Origin of the sequence: Streptomyces sp. B3I8, from assembly GCF_030816915.1 — a bacterium.
Classification (GTDB): Bacteria; Actinomycetota; Actinomycetes; order Streptomycetales; family Streptomycetaceae; genus Streptomyces.
The window spans coordinates 2654622-2676572 of record NZ_JAUSYN010000002.1 but is presented as its reverse complement, the minus strand read 5'-3'; the positions used below and the strand labels follow the sequence as shown (position 1 = coordinate 2676572).

Genomic DNA, 21951 nt, shown 5'->3' with positions numbered 1-21951 from the left:
GGGGCGCCTACCGTCCCGTCGAACCGCTTCGATGCGATTGATCGAAGCGCTTCGACGGGACGGTAGGCGGGGGGAGGGGGCGCGTCAATGGGGTGTGCGGGAATCAGTGTTTTCGAGGGGGGTTTTTGAACGCGTTCAAGATTCTGGGCTATGGTCGTTCCGAGGTGAGGCGAAGGAGGGGGAGACGATGAAGATCGTGGTACCCGGTGGGACCGGACAGGTCGGTGCGATCCTGCGGCGCGCGCTCGGCGCCGCCGGACACGAGGTCGTGGTGCTCACCAGGCACCCGCGGGGCGAGGGCGAGATCGCGTGGGACGGCCGGACGCCGGGGCCGTGGACGGCGGCGGTCGACGGCAGTGACGTCGTGATCAACCTGGCCGGGCGGAGCGTCAGCTGCCGGTACACCGAGGCCAATCTGCGGGAGATGATGGCCTCCCGGGTCGACTCGGCCCGGGTCGTGGGCACCGCGATCGCGGACGCCGCCCGGCCGCCCCGGCTCTGGCTGCAGATGAGCACCGCCACGGTGTACGCCCACCGCTTCGACGCACCCCACGACGAGGCCACCGGTGTGATCGGCGGCGGCGAGGCGGGCGTGCCGGACTACTGGTCGTACAGCGTCGACATCGCGAAGAACTGGGAGCGGGCGCAGGAGGAGGCGGACACGCCGGCCACCCGCAAGGTCGCCCTGCGCGCGGCCATGGTGATGAGCCCGGACCCCGGCGGCGTCCTCTCCGTCCTGCTGGGCCTGACCCGCCTCGGACTCGGCGGCCCGGTGGCCGGCGGGGCACAGTACGTCTCGTGGATCCATGAGCACGACTTCGTACGCGCGGTGGAGTTCCTGATCGACCGTGAGGACATCACGGGGCCGGTGAACCTGGCGGCCCCGGGCCCCCTGCCGCAGCGGGCGTTCATGCGCGCACTGCGTTCCGCGTGGGGGATGCCGGTGGGCCTCCCGGCGACCAGGTGGATGGCCGAACTCGGCGCGTTCGCGCTGCGCTCGGACACGGAACTACTGCTCAAGAGCCGTCGCGTGGTCCCGGGACGGTTGACGGGGGCGGGGTTCGCGTTCCGGTACCCGGAGTGGGACGGGGCGGCGCAGGAGTTGGTGGGGCGGGTGCGCGGGCGCCTTCTCGGGCGGGCGCGTGGGCGGGTCGGGGGAGGGACGGGTGCGCCGGTACGGCGCTGAATTCGGGAGCCATTTCTTCGGTTCCATGAATTCGTGAAGTGTGCCCGCACGGACCGACCTGAAGGGCAACCTTTCGGGGTCGCCGTATCACCTCGGACTTCCAAACCCCCGTTCCGGACAACTTCCGGGCGATTCTGCGGTGGTGGCCAAAAGATAATCTTGCCTCCTTCTCCGACGCATACCTAGCGTGCTGCTCGGCAGAACAGTCAGCTCCGCATCCAGGTCGTGTCTCGTACAGGAGGAATACATGCGCACTCTTCGACGGATCGCCGCAGCGGTCGCGGTGCCGGTGGCGGCAGGTGCCGCGGTCGCGCTTCTGCCTGCTACGGCCCAGGCGTCGGCAGCGGGGGGAACGCTCACGCTGTGTTCCCGCGGCTCCTACGCCTCCCAGATCGAGTTCCCCAATCGAGGCCACTGGATCAGTGACCTGGTTCAGCCCGGACAGTGCCGAAACGTCGCCAATATCGGCAACAGCGGTGTGGAACAAGTCAACGTGGACAGCGCCGGCGGAGGTTACATAGCCTCATTCCAGTGGGACATCTCCCGGACCCTCACCATCAATACCATCGACACGTCGAGCGGTAAGAGTTTCTACCTTTCCTGACTCGGAGCGGCGGCCCCGGCTCGCTGCCGTCCCGAGCAGCAGAGCCAGGGCCGCCGCCACCGCCGGCACGGCGTAACCCGTCCGCGGTGAGAGGTGTTCCGCCATCGAGCCGCCCGTCGCCGAGCCGCCCGCCATGCCCGCCAGCAGTGCCGTCACCGCAAGACTCATGCCCTCGTTCAGGCGGCCCCGCGGGGAGCGGCGCTGGACCAGGGTCATCGCCGTCACCATCGTGGGAGCCGTCCCCGTCCCCGCGAACAGCAGGGCGACGGCGAGCAGGACGAGGGAGCCGGACGTCCGGACGGACACGCCCGGCAAAGTCATGAGACCGGTCATCGCCAGCAGGCACCACGGCAGCCGACGTTCCGCAGGGCCCTTCCCGCCCGCGCGCAGCGCCCCGTACACCAGCCCCGCCGCGCACGACCCGGCTGCCTGCAGCGCCAGGATCACGCCCGCCGCCGAGCGGTGCCCGCGCGCGTCGGCGTACGCGATCGTGACGACCTCCATCGCCCCGAACACCGCGCCCGTCGCCACCAGGGTGAGCAGCAGCGCCGGCATCCCGGGGCTGCGCAGGGGCGAGCGGCCGCGGGTCCCCGCACGGGCCGGGGGCGGTTCCGTGGCGCGCTGGGCGGCGAAGACCAGGATGCCCGCGATGAGCAGGACCGCCGCGACCAGCGTGCCCGCCTCGGGAAGGAGCGAGCCGCACAGGAAGGCCGCGAGTACCGGGCCGAGCATGAAGCACAGCTCGTCCGCGGCCTGTTCGAAGGAGTTCGCGGTGTGCGCGGCGGCCGGGTCGTCGCGGAGAAGGTGCTGCCAGCGGGCGCGGGACATGCCGCCGGTGTTGGGAGTGGTGGCGGTGGCGGCGTAGGCGGCGAACAGGGTCCACCCGGGTGCGTCGAAGTGCACGCAGAGCAGCAGGGCGAGGCTGCCGAGCGCCGCGGTCAGTGCGGCGGGCACGGCGATCCGGGCCTGGCCGTACCGGTCCACGAGCCGCGCGGTCCAGGGCCCGGCCACCGCGGTCGCCGCGAGCCCCGTGGCGGTGACGGCACCGGCCAGGGCGTACGACCCCCGCGCCCCGGCGATCATGGTCACCGCACTGACACCGAACATCCCGGAGGGCAGCCGTGCCATGAGATTGCCGAGCGTGAAGGCGCGGGTCCCGGGGCGGGAGAAGAGGGTGCGGTAGGGGGCGAGGAGGGTGGTGGCGGAGGTGGGCCGGGTCGGGGAGGGGGACGCCGCCGGGGCGGTGGAGGCCGCGGGGGCGGTGGATGGGGTTGCGGCGGGGGGCGCGGTCGCGGTCGCCGGCGCGGCCGTGAGGTGGGCTCGGGCGGGTGGCGCGTCCGGGGCTTCCGGGTTCGGTATCGGCACGCGTCCACCGTCGCGGCGGCGGTGAGCCGGGGTCCAACACCTGTTGTGGCGTCATTCACGCACCTCGGTTGTAGATTCACCCGATGTCAGCGATGTCGGCGACGCCATCCAGTCCCTCGGGCACTCCCGGTTCCTCCGGCCGTGCGCTCGATCCCCGTCTGCTGCGCGCCTTCGTCGCCGTCGCCGAGGAGTTGCACTTCACGCGGGCCGCCGCCCGGCTGTACGTCGCCCAGCAGGCGCTCAGCCGGGACGTCCGGCGGCTCGAACGGGAGCTGGGCGTCGAACTGTTCGAGCGCAGCACCCGGCAGGTCTCCCTCACCGCCGACGGTGTCCGCCTGCTGCCGTACGCCCGCCGGGTGCTGGACGCGCAGCGCGCGCTGCTCGCGGCGTTCGGGCGCGGGGAGCCCGAACGGCCGCTGCTCGTCGACGTCAACAGCCCGGGGCTGTTCGGGCTGCGGGTGCTCGACCGGGCCCGGGAGCTCGTCCCGGAGCTGGAGTTGATGGCCCGCTTCGAGTCCGGGCTGACCTGGGCCGCCGGCGAGATCCTGGCCGGTCGCGTAGACGCCTCCTTCGGCCGGTTCGCCGGGCTCGACCCCGCGGTGCGCGACCGGCTGCTGCACCAGCCGGTCCGGTACGAGCGGATGGCGGTGCTCCTGCCCGAGGGACACCCGCTCGCGGACCTGGAGGAGGTGCCGGTGCGTGCGCTGGCGGGCGAGACCGTGTACGCGGGCGCGGGCAACCCGCGCACGCTGGAGTGGACCGACCTCGCGCGTCGCCTGTTCGAGGGGCGTGGTATCGAACTCGCGCCCCCTGCGCCCCTGGCCGTCGGCGTCGAGGAGTTCCGGCGGATCATGGCGAAGACCCGGTACCCCGTCCTCGCCGTGGAGGACTTTCCGGCCATGCCTCATACCGTCATACGACCTCTGGTTGACCCCGTTCCGCTGTCTCCCGTATCACTCGTGTGGCGAAAAGGAGCGGTTCATCCGGGATTGGATGCACTCAGGCGTTCTGTTACCGAACTGGCGATCGAGGAGAGGTGGCTCGACCGGCCTGAGGGGGGCTGGATTCCGGCCATGGATGCACTCGTCATGGTGACCTCTCGTTGAGAACGATCTCCACCACATGGGCACATGCGCTACATTCAGTGCCCCGGGCGCAATGTGATAAAGGGGGCGCTCGGACCGGGTGGGGGCCCGGTCCGACAGTAAGTACGTAGGCCCGGACGCGTACGCCCACCTGAAGTGTGATGCCCCTGGGGGGATGTACGTGCGCGTGGAGAAGTGGCGGAATAACGCCCAACCGAACGAGCGGAAAACCCGTACCGAACAGGGCGGGACGGCCGGAGGTCCGAACGAACCGGCCGAGCGCTCCGCCGTACGGGAGCCGGGCGGAACCGGCGAGGCCGGTGACGGCCCCGGCAGTCGCGGCCCGGTCGTCTGGCCGGAAGCGGGCGGTCGTACGGCCGCCTGGCGGGCGGTCCGTCCGGAGGGCGGGCAGGCGGGACAGCCGGGCGCCTCGGAGGAGCCCGCCGGTACGCCGGGGTCGTGGTTCGACAAGAAGCGGGGCCCTGGCGCCGGCGCCGCGGCGCTCGACGAGGGTTCCGGGCCGCCGGGCAAGGCGTCGGGTGTCGCGCCGGACTCCGTGCCGGGCACGGCCTCGGGGGTCACGCCGGACTCCGCGTCCGTCGGGGCGGATCTGCTCGCGCCCTTCGACACGGCACGTCCGTCGGCACGTCCGGCGGCTCCTGTGCCGGGCCGTCCGCCGACACCTTCGTCGACCCGCCGTCTCTCGCCGCGGCCGGGAGCCGGAGTGCCAGGAGGCAGACCCGGGCCCTCCGTGACCGCCGCGCCCGCCGAGCCCGAGACGCGCCCGTTGTCGAAAAAGGACCAGGTCGAGGCGTCCGCACCAGTGACACGTGTGACGTCTGACATGAACATGTTTGGGGTGTCCGAGCCGGGGACCGCCGTCCTCCCCGAGCCGGTCCCCGGTGCCTCCCGCACCACCGGCACCCCCTCCACGCCCGGCGGCGCACCCGCACCCGCGCCCCGCCCGCCGAAGGGCGCCGGCCCCCGCCCCGCCTGGGAGCGCACCGGCGAGCCCGGCCGCAACCACGACCCGCACGAGGTCACCGTGCAGCTCGACGGCGTCGGCCGGCGGCTGGACGGCGGCCGTACGCCCGCGCCCGGCACGGCTCCCGGAGCCGCCGGGACGGGGCGACCCACCGGCCCCGTCGCCGACGGTGGTGGCAAGGACTCCGACGGGCCCGTCTTCGTCGACGAGTCGGGCCGCCGCAGCCGTCGCTTCCGCCGCATCGGCATCGCCGTCGGCATCGCCTGCGGCCTCTACGCCGTCGTGATCGTCGCGACCCTGCTGTCCGGCAACTCCGCCGCGCCCTGGGTCCCCGTGCCCATCCCCGGCGCGGCCGACAAGGCTCCGGCGAACAAGGTCGAGACCTCCTCCCGTCCCTCGCACTCCGCCGCCCCGTCCGCGGTCACCGGTGGTGTCCTTCCCGGCGTCAGCGCCGACCCCGGTGGCCCGACCGGCGGTGCCGCCCCGCCCGTCGGTGCCTCCGCCTCGCCCGGGGTCTCCGCGGGCAGCAGCAAGAAGCCGGGCACCTCCGGCAAGAAGCCCAAGCCGTCGGCCTCCACCACGAAGAAGTCGTCCGGCGGCGGCACCAAGACCGACCCGGGCACCGGCGGCGGTGGCACGGGCACCGTCGACAACCCGCCCGCCTCCCCGTCCCCGACCACCTCCGCCGTCACCTCCCCGGACCCCTCCCCGTCCGTCGGGCCCGGCGCCGCGGGCGGCACCACCGACAACGCCGCCGACGGACCCGCCGCCCAGACCCCCGTCGCGGCCGACGGCCCGTCCGCCGCCCCGCCCGCCCAGTCTCCGGAGACCACCCTCTGATGGCACGCCGCTCCGACCGACGCCGCTCCTCCGGGGGCGACGCCCACTCCCAGACCGGCGCGCGAAAGGTCGACGCCCGCCGCGTCCGGCTGCCGATGCGCTTCTTCCTGCCGGCCGCGCTGCTGCTCGCCATGACGGCGATGCTGCTGCTGCGCGGCTACGTGCACAGCGAGATCCTCGCCGACTACCGGGTCCGCCCCGAGGCCGCCACCGACCAGGTGCCGGACAGGATCCTCGACGGCGGCCCGGTCATCGACACCCGCAACGGCAAGGCGTCGACGCTGAGCGTGCCCCGGCACAGGCTCGTCCTCACCTTCGACGACGGCCCCGACCCCACCTGGACCCCGAAGGTGCTCGACGTGCTGAAGAAGCACCACGCGCACGCGGTCTTCTTCATCACCGGCACGATGGCCTCGCAACACCCCGACCTGGTCAGGCGCATCGTCGACGAGGGCCACGAGATCGGGCTGCACTCCTTCAACCACCCCGACCTCTCCTACAAGTCGCACAGCGGCATCGACTGGCAGCTCTCGCAGAACCAGCTCGCCCTGGAGGGCGCCGCCGGCATCCGGACCTCGCTGTTCCGGCCGCCGTACTCCTCCTTCGCCGACGCCATGGACAACAAGTCCTGGCCGGTGACGGAGTACGTCGGCTCGCTCGGCTATCTCACCGTCGTCAACAACACCGACAGCGAGGACTGGCAGAAGCCGGGCGTCGACCGGATCATCGAGAACGCCACCCCGAAGGACGGCGAGGGCGCCATCGTCCTGATGCACGACTCCGGCGGCGACAGGCACCAGACCGTGCAGGCGCTCGACCGGTTCCTCCCCGAACTGCGGGCCAAGGGGTACCGGTTCGAGAACCTCACCGACGCGCTCGGCGCACCCAGCGCCCACACCCCGGTCGGCGGCGCGGAACTGTGGAAGGGCCGGGCATGGGTCTTCCTCGTCCAGGCCTCCGACGGCATCACCGACGCGATGGTCGTCTGCCTCGCCGTCGTCGGCTTCCTGGTCTTCGCCCGCTTCGCCCTGATGCTGCTGCTCTCCGGCCGGCACGCCCGCCGGGTGCGCCGCAAGGGCTTTCGCTGGGGTCCCGACGGGCCGATCACCGAACCGGTCAGCGTGCTGGTGCCCGCGTACAACGAGGCCAAGTGCATCGAGAACACGGTGCGTTCGCTCGTCGCCAGTGACCATCCCATCGAGGTGCTGGTCATCGACGACGGCTCCAGCGACGGCACCGCCCGCATCGTCGAGGACCTGGACCTGCCCGGCGTACGGGTAGTGCGCCAGCTCAACGCGGGCAAGCCGGCCGCGCTCAACCGGGGCCTGGCCAACGCCCGGTACGACATCATCGTGATGATGGACGGTGACACGGTCTTCGAACCGGCCACCGTGCGCGAGCTGGTGCAGCCGTTCGCCGACCCGAAGGTCGGCGCGGTCGCGGGCAACGCGAAGGTCGGCAACAAGGACTCGCTGATCGGGGCCTGGCAGCACATCGAGTACGTGATGGGCTTCAACCTCGACCGCCGGATGTACGACCTCCTCGGCTGCATGCCGACGATCCCCGGCGCGGTCGGCGCCTTCCGCCGCAGCGCGCTGGAGCGGGTGGGCGGCATGAGCGACGACACGCTCGCCGAGGACACCGACGTCACCATGGCCCTGCACCGGGACGGCTGGCGCGTGGTCTACGCGGAGGACGCGCGCGCCTGGACCGAGGCGCCGGAGTCCGTGCAGCAGCTCTGGTCGCAGCGCTACCGCTGGTCGTACGGCACGATGCAGGCGATCTGGAAGCACCGCGGGGCGCTCGTCGACAAGGGACCCTCGGGCCGCTTCGGCCGCGTCGGCCTGCCGTTCGTCTCCCTGTTCATGGTCGTGGCACCGCTGCTGGCGCCGCTGATCGACATCTTCCTGGTGTACGGGGTGGTCTTCGGCCCCACCCAGAAGACGATCGTGGCCTGGCTGGGCGTCATGGCGATCCAGGGGGTCTGCGCGGCGTACGCGTTCCGGCTGGACCGCGAGAAGACGCGGCACCTCGTCTCGCTCCCGCTCCAGCAGATCCTCTACCGGCAGCTCATGTACGTGGTCCTGCTCCGCTCCTGGGCCACGGCGCTCACCGGCGGCCGGCTCCGCTGGCAGAAACTGCGGCGTACGGGCGTCGTGGAGGCACCGGGCGTCATCCCGCAGCAGCGCACGGGTGAGCGAAGCGGCAGCGGTGTCGGCAGCGGCAGCGGTGCCGGCAGTGAACGGAGGCCCGTCGGATGACGGCACATGAGGGTAGGGGCGCGTCCGGCGCTGGATCGTACGGGGAAGGCGCGAGTGTGGGGGACCGGCGGCGGCCGGCGGGTTCCGCGGCGTCCGGGGGGCCCGCCTACGGTGGTCCGGACGCCGGTTCGGACGCCGGCCCGGACTCCTGGACGCGCGCCTCGGCCGCCGGGCGGGAGGCGTGGGCGGGTGCCCCGGTCGCGGGTGCGGACACGTACGACCCGGCGACGGACCCGGCGCTTGTCACGGACCCGGTCCCGGCGTCGGCGGCCGGCCCGCTCACGGACGGCTTCCCGGTCCGGCGAACGGCGGCGACGGCGGGGAAGGCGGCGACGACGGAGGCCGAGACCGAGGCCGCCCCGGGAACGCCCCCGTCGAGGAAGCCCGGCCGGGACCGCTACCTGGACCTGCTGCGCTCGCTCGCCCTGGTCCGCGTCGTCGCGTTCCACATCTTCGGGTGGGCCTGGCTGACGATCCTGTTCCCCTCCATGGGCGTCATGTTCGCCCTGGCGGGCTCGCTGATGGCCCGATCGCTCAAGCGCCCGGCGGTCAGCGTGATCCGGGGCCGGCTGCGTCGGCTGCTGCCCCCGATGTGGCTGTTCGCGGCCGTCCTGCTGACGATGATGATCGTCGGCGGCGGCTGGAACCCCACCAAGGACCCCGACCTCGGCTCCGGTTTCGCCGGACTGGTGAAGCTGCTGGAGTACATCGTCCCGGTCGGCGCCCCGCCGTACCCGGCCGAACTCGGCAGCGACTCCACCGGCATCCTCGGCGCCACCTGGCCGGACGACGCGGCCGGCCCCCTGTGGTACCTGCGCGCGTATCTCTGGTTCGTGGTCGCCTCCCCGCTGCTGCTGTGGGCGTTCCGCCGCTTCCCGTGGCCGACACTGCTCGCGCCGCTGGGCCTGACGGTGCTGATCGACGCGGGTCTCGTGAGCATCCCGGGCGAGACCGGCAACGCCGTGACGGACTTCGCGGTCTACGGGAGCTGCTGGGTGCTCGGGTTCGCGCACCACGACGGCATGCTGAAGAGGATCCCCCGCTACGCCGTCGTCTCCGGCTCCGCCTTCGTGATGGCCTTCGCCCTGTGGTGGGCTTCGGGCCACCTCGGCGACGAGGGCTGGAACCTGGACGAGATGCCGTTCGTGCAGGCGGCCTGGTCGCTCGGGTTCGTGGCCATCCTGCTCCAGTACTCCCCGTCGTGGCAGGAGCTGCCGGGCAGGCTGGCCAGGTGGGACAGGCTGGTGACCCTGTCGAACAACCGCGCGGTCACGATCTACCTCTGGCACAACCTGCTGATCGCGTTCACGTTCCCGATCCTCGACAAGGCCTACGAGCTGCCGTTCATGCAGAGCGAGGGCGCGGTGTCGATGCTCGACTCCACATACGACTACTGGCCGTTCGTCCTGGTCTGGCCGATGCTCGCGGTGGCGATCGTCGCCTTCGGGTGGATGGAGGACCTGGCGGCGAGGCGACGGCCGAGGCTGTGGCCGAACGGGGCCGGGAAGGGGCGGGCCAGGGCGGCCGGCTCCCGGTCGGCGGGCCACCCCGCCTGACGGTGGAGCCGCCGCCGCACGCGCTGCGGGGCAGCCGGACTCCCGGCTGCCCTACCGCCCTTCTGATTCCCCGGCCCGGCTCTCCGACCTGGCGCGATGCCCGAACCGTATCGGCCCGTGCGAAACAGGCTTTGGACGCAGTGGGCCACCCGCTCCGATCCTGAAGGAGGACGACGGAACGAAGCGGTGAGAGGACGGCGGTCAGGGTGTCGGAGAAGACGGGGACCGAAACGGAAACCGGGCCGGCCGGTGACGGCGGCGGCATCTGGATCCTGGGCGCGACCGGCCGCACCGGCCGGGCGATCGCCGCGCTGCTGGCGGCGCGCGGCCTCGCCCTGGTCCTGGTGGGCCGCGACGCCGGCCGCCTGCGCGACCTGGCCGGAGAGGTGGGCGGGGACGCGCGCACCGTCGTGGCCGGCACGGTGGAGGAGACGGCCGCGGTACTGGCGCGCAGCGCGCCGACCGTGATCGTCAACACGATCGGCCCGTTCACCTCCACCGCGGTCCCGCTGATCCGCGCCTGTCCGCCGGGCACCCACTACCTCGACCTCTCCAACGAACTCACGTCGATCCGCCAGGTCCTCGACCTGCACGACGAGGCGGTGGCGGGCGGCAGCACCCTGGTCCCCGGTGCCGGCTTCGGCGTGTGCGCCACCGAAAGCGCCGTACGCAAGGTGTGCGAGGGCAGGCCGCCGGCGGAGCGGCTGCGGGTGGACGCGGTGCCGTCGGTCCGCACGGAGCCCGGCCTGCTCGGCGAGGCGCTGGCGGCCAGCCTGGTCGACGGCGCCACGGTCGGCGGCCGCCGCTACGAGGGAGGCCGTCTCGTCCGCGCCCGGACCGGCGGCGGAGTCGAGAGGTTCACCCTGCCGGACGGCTCCGCGGTCCGGGCCATGGCGCTGCCGTCCGGTGACCTGGAGGCCGCCCACCGCGCGAGCGGCGCCCCGTATGTGACGGCAGGCAACACGGAGATCCCGAGCGCCCTGGTGGTCCGCGCGCTCCTGCCCCTCGCGGCGGCCCTGCTGGCCCGCCCGGCGATCGGCAACGCGGCGAAGCGGCGGCTCGCCCGGGTCCGCGCCACCGAACGCGCGGCCCCCCGCCCCCACTCCTGGGCCCGCGCCCGCGCGACCTGGCCCGACGGCACCACCCACGAGGCGTGGCTGCGCACGGGCGAGGCCATGGAGTTCACGACGGCGGTGGCCGCGGAGGTCGCGGCCCGCCTGGCCCGCGGCGAGGCCACCCCGGGCGCACGAACCCCCGCCACGTTGTTCGGCCCGGGACTGGCGGAGGCGGCGGGAGCCCAGTTCCTGACGGACGGTGCTACGTGAGGGAGCGTATGAGCTGCCGCAGGGCGGAGGGGGGCGGTGGTGAGGACGCGGTCCTCGGGTTCGTCGCTCTCGCGGAGGAGGATGGTGCCGGGGGCCGCCGCGGCGATGTGGACGCAGTCCGAGCCGTCACCGCTGTAGGTGGACTTCTGCCACTCGATGTCGTGCATCGTCGGTCCTCTCAGATCTCTTGTGCCAGACCGTGAACGGAGTCGCGCGACTGCGGCTGGGCAAGCGCGCAGGAGTCCAGATGGTCCAGCACGGCCCGCTGAGCGGGGACCTCTTGGGGCGGGGCGGCGGCAAGCTGCTGTGGTTCGAGAGGGGCGCGCGGTGACGCGGCGGGCCGAGGGCCTCTCAAGCCACCGCCGCGCCGCGTGAGCGCAACGTTCCTCTGTGGTGACGTGCTGCCACAGGCGTGAAACGCCGTGTGCCTAGCGTCGGAGGCCGGCACCGACAGTGGAGGCACGATGACCAGTCCGAGCACCCAAGCCGGCCGCTGGATCGAGCGCTGGGATCCGGAGGACGAGGCGTTCTGGGAGGAGAAGGGGGAACGGATCGCCCGCCGCAACCTCTTCTTCTCCGTGCTGTCCGAGCACATCGGGTTCTCCGTGTGGACCCTGTGGTCCGTGCTCGTGCTGTTCATGGGGCCCGAGTACGGGCTCACCCCCGCCGACAAGTTCCTGCTGACCTCGGTCGTCACTCTCGTCGGCGCGGTCGCCCGCGTCCCCTACACCTTCGCCGTCGCGGTGTTCGGGGGGCGGAACTGGACCGTGATCTCCGCGAGCCTGCTGCTCGTCCCGACCATCGCCGCGTTCGTGGTGATGAAACCCGGGACCGGCTTCACGACCTTCCTTCTCGTGGCCCTCCTCGCCGGTGTCGGCGGCGGCAACTTCGCCTCCTCCATGACCAACATCAACGCCTTCTTCCCGCTGCGGAAGAAGGGGTGGGCCCTCGGCCTCAACGCGGGCGGCGGCAACATCGGCGTGCCCGTGATCCAGCTCGTCGCGCTCGCGCTCATCGGCGCGGGCGGTGGTCCGCGGCTGCTGCTCGGCATCTACATCCCGCTGATCCTGCTCGCCGCCGTGCTCGCCGCGCTGCGCATGGACAACCTGGCCTCCGTGAAGAACGACACCGGTGCCGCGAAGGACGCCGCGCGGGACGTCCACACCTGGATCATGTCCTTCCTCTACGTCGGCACGTTCGGCTCGTTCATCGGCTACAGCTTCGCCTTCGGGATGGTGCTGCAGAACGAGTTCGGGCGTACGCCGTTGCAGGCCGCGTACCTCACCTTCATCGGCCCGCTGCTGGGCTCGCTGGTCCGCCCCCTCGGCGGCAGGCTCGCCGACCGTTACGGCGGCGCGCGGATCACCCTGTGGAACTACGTCGGCATGGCGGCGGCCACCGCGGGCCTGCTGGCGGCCGGTCTCGCCGGGTCGCTGCCGCTGTTCGTGACCGTGTTCGTCGTGCTGTTCGTGCTCAGCGGGCTCGGCAACGGGTCGACGTTCAAGATGATCCCCGGCATCTTCCGGGCCAAGGCCCTGGCCGAGGGGCTCGTGGGGGAGGAGGCGGCGGCGTACGGGCGCCGGCTCTCCGGCGCGTCGATGGGGCTCATCGGCGCGGTGGGCGCGCTCGGCGGCGTCGGCATCAATCTCGCCTTCCGCCAGTCCTTCCTCTCCTACGATTCCGGCACCGGCGCCTTCGCCGCCTTCCTCGCCTTCTACGCCCTCTGCTTCGGCCTCACCTGGGCCGTATACCTTCGGCGCCCGGCGGGCCCGGCCCGCGACACCGCGGCCCCGGACCCGAAGGCCCAGCTCAGCTACGTTGAGGTGTGAGGCAGGACGTAACACGGGCGACACCGGACCGAACCGGTACCGTCACGCGGTGTTGGCAGGCTCGAAACGCGGGCGGAGAGGGACGGGGGCCCGGTACGCCGACCGAGCACGGGACGAGCAGCGAACGAGCACGGAACGAGAGCCATGGACGATCAGCAGCAGTCACCGCACGGACCGCTCGCCGGGTTCACCGTCGGCGTGACCGCCGCGCGCCGGGCGGAGGAGCTGGGCGCGCTGCTCGAACGGCGCGGCGCCGTCGTCCAGCACGCCCCCGCCCTGCGCATCGTGCCGCTCTCCGACGACGGCGAACTCCTCGCCGCCACCAAGGGGTTGCTGCGCCAGAAACCCGACGTGGTGGTCGCCACCACGGCGATCGGCTTCCGCGGCTGGGTCGAGGCCGCCGACGGCTGGGGGCTCGGCGAGGAACTCCTCGCCCTGCTCCGCGACGGCGACGTCGAACTGCTCGCCCGCGGGCCCAAGGTCAAGGGGGCGGTACGGGCCGCCGGGCTCACGGAGCGGTGGTCGCCCTCGTCGGAGTCGATGGCCGAGGTGCTCGACCGGCTCCTCGACGAGGGCGTCGAGGGCAGCCGCATCGCCGTCCAACTGCACGGCGAACCGCTGCCCGGCTTCGTCGAGGCGCTGCGGGAGAGCGGGGCAAAGGTGGTCGGGGTGCCGGTGTACCGGTGGATGCCGCCGGAGGACATCGGCCCCCTGGACCGGCTGCTCGACGCGACGGTGGCGGGCGGGATAGACGCCTTGACGTTCACCAGCGCGCCCGCCGCCGCCTCCCTGTTCTCCCGCGCGGAGCGGCGCGGGATGCTCGACGACGTCCTGGCCGTGCTGGGGCACGACGTCCTGGCCGCGTGCGTCGGACCGGTCACCGCGGTGCCGTTGCAGGAGCGCGGGGTGCCGACGGTGCAGCCCGAGCGGTTCCGGCTCGGCCCGCTGGTGCAGCTCCTGTGCCGCGAGCTGCCGGCCCGCGCCCGCACCCTCCCCGTCGCCGGGCACCGGCTGGAGATCCGCGGCCACGCGGTGCTGGTGGACGGGGAGTTGCGGACGGTGCCGCCGGCCGGCATGTCCCTGCTCCGGACCCTCGCCCACCGCCCGGGCTGGGTCGTCCCGCGCGCCACCCTGCTGCGGGCCCTGCCCGGCACGGGCCGCGACGAACACGCCGTGGAGACGGCGATGACCCGCCTGCGGGCGGCACTGGCCACGCCCCACCTGATCCAGACGGTGGTGAAGCGGGGGTATCGCCTCTCCCTGGACACGGCCGAGGACTGCGCCCGCTGAGGACGGGAGCGAGGGAACTCCCCGGGGCGGGCCGGGACGGGCCGGGGCGGGGAACACCCCCGCCCGTCCCGGGGGGTTCCCGTCCCGCTTCCCGACGGGCACTGTAGAAGGACCGGCGCGCCCCGGCCCTCCGGGTCTGTCGTTCGGATCAGGTCGCAGGGGGCCGACGGCGCCGATCCAGCACCGTGAGCGGGGTCTGGTGCGTGCAGCCGCAAGGCGGAGGAGGGAGTCGACGCGGAGCGTCGGCGAGTGACGACAACGCCGCAGATGTGCGTGCCGGACCCCGTGTCTGCGAGCTGATCCGAACGACAGGCCCTAGGCGGTGACCCCCATGCTCCCGTCCACAACCGGCGCCGGCGCCGGTACCCCCCGCTTCGACGCCGGCCGCCCCTGCCTCGACCTCCTCGCCACCACGCACCCCGCCGAACACCTCCTCACCCCCGCCTCCCTGCGCACCTGGATCACCACCACCCCCCTGGTCCCGCCCGGCACCCCGCTCACCCACGTCGACACCACCTGGCTCCCCCCGTTCCGTGAACTGCGCGACCGCACGGCCCGGTTGATCGAGGCGAGCCTCCGCCCGGACGGGGGCCCCGCCGACGACCTCGCCCTCGCCCTCGCCCACCTCAACGCCCGCGCCCGCCAGGAGCCCCCCACGCCCCACGCGCTCCGCGCCCCCGACGGCACCCTCGTCCGCGCGCTGCGGACACCTCCCACCTGCGCCGCGCTGCTCGCCGTCCTCGCCCGGGACGCCCTGGACCTGCTCACCGACCCCGTCGCCCGTGCGGGGCTGCGCCGCTGCGAGGGCGACAACTGCCCCCTCGTCTACCTGGACACCTCCCGGGGCCGGCGCCGCCGCTGGTGTTCGAGCGAGATGTGCGGCAACCGCGAACGCGTCGCCCGCCACCGCCGCCGCGCGGCCCTGGCCCGCGCCTGAACCCCTGTACGGCCTCGACGAACGTGCCCCTCACCGCGACCGGGTACGAGCCCGCACGAGCACGTCCGAGCCCGCACGAGCACGTCCGAGGTCGCACGAGCCGTACGAGATCGCACGAGGTCGTACGAGTCCGTACGACCCGGACACGCCGTCTCGACATTTCCTCCACACGGGCCGGGCCGAATTTTCACGTACGGATTTCCGTGCATCACGAAGTGATTAAGACGCCCCTGTGACCTGTGTCTCCCGGTGGCGACGGTCGAATGTCCCGTAGCGGGTGAAATGGATGCCCACTGGCGTGAGCTCCCACACCTCCCGTCACAAAATCGTGCTGTCACGTTGAACACAACGACACCCGCCCACGTACCCGGATGTGAGCGACCGACTGGGGGAACCCCCGGACATCGGAGGTGGGCGTGCGCAAGGATTCCGCCGTGGCTGATGAACGAAGGCCAAGGGCCCGACATCGCATGGCTCCGTCCGCGTCGAGTTCTTCGACCGAACCGGACGAGGAGCTGATGCGTGCGTTGTACCGGGAACACGCGGGACCGTTGCTCGCCTATGTGCTGCGTCTGGTCGCGGGTGACCGGCAGCGTGCCGAGGACGTCGTGCAGGAAACGCTCATCCGTGCTTGGAAGAACGCCGGTCAGCTGAATCGAGCGACCGGTTCGGTACGCCCCTGGCTGGTGACGGTCGCCCGGCGCATCGTCATCGACGGCCACCGCAGCCGGCAGGCCCGGCCGCAGGAGGTGGACCCGTCGCCGCTGGAGGTCATCCCCGCGGAGGACGAGATCGACAAGGCGTTGTGGCTGATGACACTGTCGGACGCGCTCGACGACCTGACCCCTGCTCATCGGGAGGTCCTGGTCGAAACCTACTTCAAGGGGCGTACGGTCAATGAGGCGGCCGAAACGCTCGGAATACCCAGTGGCACGGTGCGCTCACGGGTGTTCTACGCCCTGCGGTCGATGAAGCTGGCTCTCGAGGAGCGCGGGGTGACGGCATGAGCAACATCTACGGGGGATACGGATCCGGTTCCCCCGGCTCCGTGCACGGTCCACGCGGCGGTTCCGGGGACGACAACATCCACGAGACGGTCGGCGCGTACGCCCTCGGCATCCTCGACGACGCCGAGGCGACCGAGTTCGAGGCCCACCTCGCCACGTGCGAGTGGTGCGGACAGCAGCTCGACAGCCTCTCCGGAATGGAACCGATGCTGGCCGCGCTGGCGGACCTGCCCGGTGCCGGAACCCCCGCGATCGGCGAGTCCCTCTCCGCGAAGCCCAGCCCACGCCTCGTGGAACGCCTGGTCGACGAGGTGTCGGAGAAGCGGGCGCTCAAGCGTCGCCGCGGCTTCTACCTGGTGGCCGCCGCGGCGGCACTCGTCATCGGCGGCCCCCTCGCCGTGCTGGCGGTCAACGGCGGCGACGACGGCGGCGGTTCGACGGCACAGGCGGCACCGGCCGCCGCGAAGGAAGCGTTCCAGAGCATCGACGACAAGGTGTCGCACACGGACGCCGGGACGGCCGTCAGCGCGGTCGTCGCGATGCAGGAGAAGGACTGGGGCACCGACGCGGTCCTGCAGCTGAAGAACGTCAAGGGCCCGCAGAAGTGCTCGCTGATCGCCGTCGGCAAGAACGGCGAACGCGAGACGGTGAGCTCGTGGTCGGTCCCGAACTGGGGCTACGGCATCGCGAACGCGAAGGCGGAGGAGGCGAAGCAGCCGCTGTACGTCCGCGGCGGCGCGGCCTTCAAACCGAACGACATCGACCACTTCGAGGTCATGACCTTCGACGGCAAACGATTGGTCGAGGTCGACGCGTAGGGGCTCCGCTCTGGGCCCGGCCCCGTTCGGTCCGTCCTCCGCCGACGGCCGACGGGGCCTCTCGCGCCCACGCGGCGGAGCCGCACCTCGATACAGCCCCGCGCCCCTGTCAGAAGCGCCCCCGACAGGGGCGCGGGGAACCGCGCGATCTTTTCGGGGGCCCGGGGGCGGAGCCCCCCGGGGTCGGGAAGGGAAGGGGCGGCGGGGGCGAAACCCTTCCGGGGCGCCCGGCGCGTAGCCGCACGCGCCCCCCTTCGCGTACGGTGGACGGCTGCTCAGCACGTCAGAAGGGGAGCCGGTGGCCGCTCAGGTTCAACCGCCGCACATCAAGCCCGCCGCAGGCGACACCGCACGCGACACCGACACCGCGGCCGACTCCGCGCGCGACCAGGAGATCCTCGTCGAACAGCGGCACCTCGACCGCGTCTACCACCGCCTCGAGGAGAAGATCCACGAGGCCGAGTTCCTGATGCACGACGCGGCCCGCCGCGGCCAGGTCGGCACGCCCGGCGCCCTCGCCGAGCGCGACGCGCTGGTCTTCCGGGCCGGCATCCACCTCAACCGCCTCAACAACGAGTTCGAGGACTTCCTCTTCGGCCGAGTCGACCTGCTCCTCGGCAAGGACGGCAAGAAGGGCCCCGACGGCGCGTACACCGCCGTCGAGCCCGCCGACGGCGCCGTCCGCGAGGACGCCACCGCCGACATCGCCGAGACCCTGCACATCGGCCGCATCGGCGTGCTCGACGCCGACTACGCGCCGCTGGTCATCGACTGGCGGGCGCCCGCCGCGGCCCCGTTCTACCGGGCCACCCCGGTCGACCCCGGCCGGGTCGTACGCCGCCGGGTCATCCGCTCCAAGGGGCGGCGCGTCCTCGGCGTCGAGGACGACCTGATGCGGCCCGAGCTGACCGCGTACCTCGACGGCCGCGAGCTGCCCGTGATCGGCGACGGCGCCCTGATGGCCGCGCTCGGCCGGGCCCGTACGCACTCGATGCGGGACATCGTCTCCTCCATCCAGGCCGAGCAGGACCTGGTGATCCGCGCCCCCGCCGCCTCGGTGACCTACGTCGAGGGCGGGCCCGGCACCGGCAAGACGGCCGTCGCGCTGCACCGGGCCGCGTACCTGCTCTACCAGGACCGGCGCCGCTACGCGGGCGGCATCCTCGTCGTCTCGCCCACCCCACTGCTCGTCGCGTACACCGAGGGCGTGCTGCCCTCGCTCGGCGAGGAGGGCCAGGTCGCCATCCGCGCCCTCGGCTCCCTCGTCGACGGCGCCGAGGCCGCCTTGTACGACACCCCGGCCACCGCCCGCGTCAAGGGCTCCCTGCGCATGCTGACGGTACTGCGCAGGGCGGCCCGCGGCGCCCTGGAGGGCGGCGGCGCCCTGGAGGGCGGCGGCGCCCCCGACCGGCTGCGGGTCGTCGCCTTCAACCGCCGGCTGGAGCTGGAGGCGCGCGAGCTGGAGGACATCCGCCGCACCGCGCTCGGCGGCACCGCCCCCGTCAACCTGCTGCGCCCGCGTGCCCGCAGGCTGCTCCTGGACGCGCTGTGGGCGAAGTCCGGCGCCGGGTCCCGGCACACCGACCCCGAGCTCGCCGCCGAACTGCGCTCCTCCTTCGACGAGGACGTCTCCACCGAGGACCCCTTCACCGAGTTCCTCGACGCCTGGTGGCCCGAGCTGACCCCGCGCGGGGTGCTGGCGGCCATGGCCGACGAACGGCGGCTCGGCCGCTGGGCCCGGCGCGTCCTCAACCCCGGCGAGGTCCGCCGGATCGCCAAGTCCCTGCGCCGCGACGGGCTGACCGTGCACGACGTGGCCCTGCTCGACGAACTCCAGGCGATCCTCGGCGTGCCCGCCCGCCCCCGCAGGAGGCGCGAGGCGGACCCGCTGGACCAGTTCACCGGCCTGGAGGAGCTGATGCCGGTGCGCGAGGAGTCCCAGCGCGAGCGCGCCGAACGGCTGGCGCAGGAGCGCACCGAGTACGCGCACGTGATCGTCGACGAGGCGCAGGACGTCACGCCGATGCAGTGGCGGATGCTGGGCCGGCGCGGCCGGCACGCCACCTGGACCGTCGTCGGCGACCCCGCCCAGTCCTCCTGGTCCGACCCCGACGAGGCCGCCGCCGCCCGCGACGAGGCCCTCGGCTCCCGGCCCCGCCGCCGCTTCACCCTCACCGTCAACTACCGCAACCCCGCCGAGATCGCCGACCTGGCCGCCCGGGTCCTGGCCCTGGCCATGCCCGGCTCGACGGCCCCGTCGGCGGTCCGCTCCACCGGCGTCGAACCCCGTTTCACGGCCGTGCGGGAGTCGCTCGCGGCAACCGTGCGGGAGGAGTCGGCCCGGCTGCTGGAACGGGTCGACGGCACGGTCGGCGTCGTCGTCGCCATGCGGCGGCGCGAGGAGGCGGCACGCTGGCTGGCCGGGCTCGGCGACCGCGTGGTCGCGCTGGGCAGCCTGGAGGCCAAGGGACTGGAGTACGACGCCACGGTCGTCGTCTCACCCGCCGAGATCGCCGACGAGTCGCCCGCCGGGCTGCGCGTGCTGTACGTGGCGCTGACCCGGGCGACCCAGCAGCTCACCGTCGTCTCCGGCGACCGGGACGAGCCGGACGCGCACGGGGTCCCGGACCTGCTGCGGGACTGAGGCCTGTCCCCGGGTACAGGCCGGTCCCCGGGTACAGGCCCTGTACCCGGGTACGCCCGGCGAACGGGGCAGTTCCCGGGAACCGGAGAGGGGCCCGGGAACGGAAGAAGGGCCCGTACCGTGCGGTACGGGCCCTTCTCCTGTGCTTGTTCCCGCTACGTCTATGACACCGGCCCGCCATGCTCGCCTCGCGGCAAGTGGTCGCTCGAAGCGACTAAGGTTGGGCCCGGGGGCTTGGATCGAGCCGGTGCCACGTCCAAGGTAACAAACGATTCCCGTACGGCAATTCCCTGCTCGGGACTTCCTTGCCGAAACCCGTATCTCGCGGTGTTTTCCCGGACGAGTGTGCTCCGGCCGCGAGGTTTCCGGTGAACGTGTCCACGAACACAACGTTCGCAATCGAGGGCGGCTACCGCGTACTCCGCGGTAGGTGCGACGATCGGACGGCACAGCACGCGCATACCACGCGCGGACGCGGCCGCGCGAGCCCCCGGAAGAGGGCCGTTCGGGCGGCCGCGGTCACCGCACTACGCCTATACACGGTGAAAGCAGAGGAAGTCGGCCATGGCAACGGCGCCCAGCGTCTCCTACTCGATGACCATCCGGCTGGAGGTGCCCGCGAGCGGAACGGCCGTCTCGCAGCTCACCAATGCGGTGGAGTCCTCCGGAGGCTCGGTGACCGGCCTCGACGTGACCGCCTCCGGTCACGAGAAGCTCCGCATCGACGTCACCATCGCGGCGAGTTCGACGTCGCACGCCGACCAGATCGTCGCGCGGCTGCGCGACATCGAGGGCGTCACGCTGGGCAAGGTCTCGGACCGTACGTTCCTGATGCACCTCGGCGGCAAGATCGAGATGGCGTCGAAGCATCCCATCCGCAACCGTGACGACCTCTCCATGATCTACACCCCCGGCGTGGCCCGGGTCTGCATGGCGATCGCGCAGAACCCCGAGGACGCCCGCCGGCTGACCATCAAGCGCAACTCCGTCGCCGTCGTGACCGACGGCTCGGCCGTGCTGGGCCTGGGCAACATCGGACCCAAGGCCGCGCTGCCGGTGATGGAGGGCAAGGCCGCCCTGTTCAAGCGGTTCGCGGGCATCGACGCCTGGCCGCTCTGCCTGGACACCCAGGACACCGACGCGATCGTGGAGATCGTCAAGGCGATCGCCCCGGGCTTCGCCGGCATCAACCTGGAGGACATCTCCGCCCCGCGCTGCTTCGAGATCGAGGCGCGGCTGCGCGAGGCCCTGGACATCCCCGTCTTCCACGACGACCAGCACGGCACCGCGATCGTGGTGCTGGCCAGCCTGACCAACGCGCTGCGCGTGGTCGGCAAGCCGATGGAGAGCGTGCGGGTCGTCATGTCCGGCGCGGGCGCGGCCGGCACGGCCATCCTGAAGCTGCTGCTGGCGGCCGGGGTCAAGAACGCCGTCGTCGCCGACATCCACGGCGTCGTGCACGCGGGCCGCGAGGACCTGGTGGACGCCGCCCCCGACTCGGCGCTGCGCTGGATCGCGGACAACACCAACCCGGAGAACCTCACGGGCACCCTGAAGGAGGCCGTGCGCGGCGCCGACGTCTTCATCGGCGTCTCGGCCCCCAACGTCCTGGACGGCGACGACGTGGCCGCGATGTCCGACGACGCGATCGTGTTCGCGCTCGCGAATCCCGACCCCGAGGTCGACCCCGCCGTCGCACGTCAGACGGCCGCGGTGGTGGCCACCGGCCGTTCGGACTTCCCGAACCAGATCAACAACGTGCTGGTCTTCCCGGGCGTCTTCCGCGGCCTGCTGGACGCCCAGTCCCGCACCGTCAACACCGAGATGATGCTGGCCGCGGCGAAGGCCCTGGCGGACGTGGTGAGCGAGGACGAGCTCAACGCGAACTACATCATCCCGTCCGTCTTCAACGACAAGGTCGCCGGTGCGGTGGCCGGGGCGGTCCGTGACGCGGCGAAGGCCGCGGGCGTCACCGCCTGACGTATCCGGAGGTCCGGTACGTTCCGTGCCCCCGCTGTGACGATGACCACGGCGGGGGTGTACCCGGCGCGTCGCGGGGCAGACGGGCCGGGACCGCCGCCTAGGGTGGCGGCCGGTCCGGGCCCGCCCGATCGCCCGGGAACGCGGACAGGCGGAAACGCTGAAACGCTGAAACGCAGAAACGCTGAAACGCTGAAACGCTGAAACCCAGCATCCGGGAAGCGGGGGGAACGCGGGTC

The 21951-nt window shown here is 72.6% G+C and carries 15 protein-coding genes and 1 pseudogene; 14 read left to right on the top strand and 2 right to left on the bottom strand.

All coding sequences use genetic code 11. The features are described from left to right. Window positions 1–187 precede the first annotated feature (187 nt). Entirely contained in the window at window positions 188–1186 is a 999-nt protein-coding gene (locus tag QFZ64_RS13935) for a TIGR01777 family oxidoreductase (RefSeq protein WP_307065571.1), read from the top strand. Window positions 1187–1709: 523 nt separating this feature from the next. On the opposite strand, the gene QFZ64_RS13930 is transcribed toward QFZ64_RS13935, so the two are convergent. Next, on the bottom strand, window positions 1710–3155 hold the full coding sequence (locus tag QFZ64_RS13930) for an MFS transporter (protein ID WP_373430605.1): 1446 nt from the start codon (window positions 3153–3155) through the stop codon (window positions 1710–1712). A 92-nt stretch (window positions 3156–3247) separates the two neighbouring features. On the opposite strand from QFZ64_RS13930, the gene QFZ64_RS13925 reads away from it, so the two are divergent. The 5 genes from QFZ64_RS13925 (at window position 3248) to QFZ64_RS13905 (ending at window position 11207) form a co-directional block, all read left to right on the top strand. Further along, complete coding sequence (locus QFZ64_RS13925; RefSeq protein WP_307071693.1) at window positions 3248–4261, top strand: LysR family transcriptional regulator; 1014 nt, start codon at window positions 3248–3250, stop codon at window positions 4259–4261. Window positions 4262–5099: 838 nt separating this feature from the next. Next, on the top strand, window positions 5100–6065 hold the full coding sequence (locus tag QFZ64_RS13920; RefSeq protein WP_307065568.1) for a hypothetical protein: 966 nt from the start codon (window positions 5100–5102) through the stop codon (window positions 6063–6065). Beyond that, window positions 6065–8326: a glycosyltransferase gene (locus QFZ64_RS13915; RefSeq protein WP_373430604.1), complete on the top strand. Its 2262-nt coding sequence runs from the start codon at window positions 6065–6067 to the stop codon at window positions 8324–8326. Before QFZ64_RS13920 ends, QFZ64_RS13915 begins: the two co-directional genes overlap by 1 nt. 56 nt (window positions 8327–8382) lie before the next feature. After that, window positions 8383–9882, top strand: a complete 1500-nt coding sequence (locus tag QFZ64_RS13910) for an acyltransferase (protein WP_307065565.1) — start codon at window positions 8383–8385, stop codon at window positions 9880–9882. Between the two features lie 206 nt (window positions 9883–10088). After that, on the top strand, window positions 10089–11207 hold the full coding sequence (locus QFZ64_RS13905; RefSeq protein WP_307065564.1) for a saccharopine dehydrogenase NADP-binding domain-containing protein: 1119 nt from the start codon (window positions 10089–10091) through the stop codon (window positions 11205–11207). An 89-nt stretch (window positions 11208–11296) separates the two neighbouring features. Here the strand turns inward: QFZ64_RS13905 and QFZ64_RS13900 are convergent. Beyond that, window positions 11297–11374 (bottom strand): annotated as a pseudogene (locus QFZ64_RS13900) (DUF397 domain-containing protein); the annotation flags it as partial. 32 nt (window positions 11375–11406) lie between these two features. Between QFZ64_RS13900 and QFZ64_RS13895 the strand changes: the two are divergent. The 8 genes from QFZ64_RS13895 to QFZ64_RS13860 all read left to right on the top strand — a co-directional run bounded on the left by QFZ64_RS13895 (window position 11407) and on the right by QFZ64_RS13860 (window position 21712). After that, window positions 11407–11538 (top strand): hypothetical protein, encoded by a 132-nt coding sequence (locus tag QFZ64_RS13895; protein ID WP_307065562.1) that lies wholly within the window; start codon window positions 11407–11409, stop codon window positions 11536–11538. A 133-nt stretch (window positions 11539–11671) separates the two neighbouring features. Beyond that, window positions 11672–13036, top strand: coding sequence for a nitrate/nitrite transporter (locus QFZ64_RS13890; protein WP_307065560.1), 1365 nt, complete (start codon window positions 11672–11674; stop codon window positions 13034–13036). A gap of 144 nt (window positions 13037–13180) precedes the next feature. Further along, window positions 13181–14326 carry a uroporphyrinogen-III synthase gene (locus QFZ64_RS13885; protein ID WP_307065558.1) on the top strand — a complete coding sequence of 382 codons (1146 nt, stop codon included), beginning with the start codon at window positions 13181–13183 and terminating at the stop codon, window positions 14324–14326. Between the two features lie 331 nt (window positions 14327–14657). Next, window positions 14658–15263, top strand: coding sequence for an ABATE domain-containing protein (locus QFZ64_RS13880; RefSeq protein WP_307065556.1), 606 nt, complete (start codon window positions 14658–14660; stop codon window positions 15261–15263). A 410-nt stretch (window positions 15264–15673) separates the two neighbouring features. Continuing rightward, window positions 15674–16270, top strand: coding sequence for a sigma-70 family RNA polymerase sigma factor (locus tag QFZ64_RS13875; RefSeq protein WP_307065555.1), 597 nt, complete (start codon window positions 15674–15676; stop codon window positions 16268–16270). Further along, window positions 16267–17088: an anti-sigma factor gene (locus QFZ64_RS13870; RefSeq protein ID WP_307065553.1), complete on the top strand. Its 822-nt coding sequence runs from the start codon at window positions 16267–16269 to the stop codon at window positions 17086–17088. The genes QFZ64_RS13875 and QFZ64_RS13870 overlap by 4 nt, the downstream gene beginning before the upstream one ends. 298 nt (window positions 17089–17386) lie before the next feature. Further along, window positions 17387–19732, top strand: coding sequence for a UvrD-helicase domain-containing protein (locus QFZ64_RS13865; protein ID WP_373430603.1), 2346 nt, complete (start codon window positions 17387–17389; stop codon window positions 19730–19732). Window positions 19733–20296: 564 nt separating this feature from the next. Further along, a complete protein-coding gene (locus QFZ64_RS13860; protein WP_307065551.1) occupies window positions 20297–21712 on the top strand; it encodes an NAD-dependent malic enzyme in 1416 nt (471 codons plus the stop codon). Window positions 21713–21951: the final 239 nt, after the last annotated feature.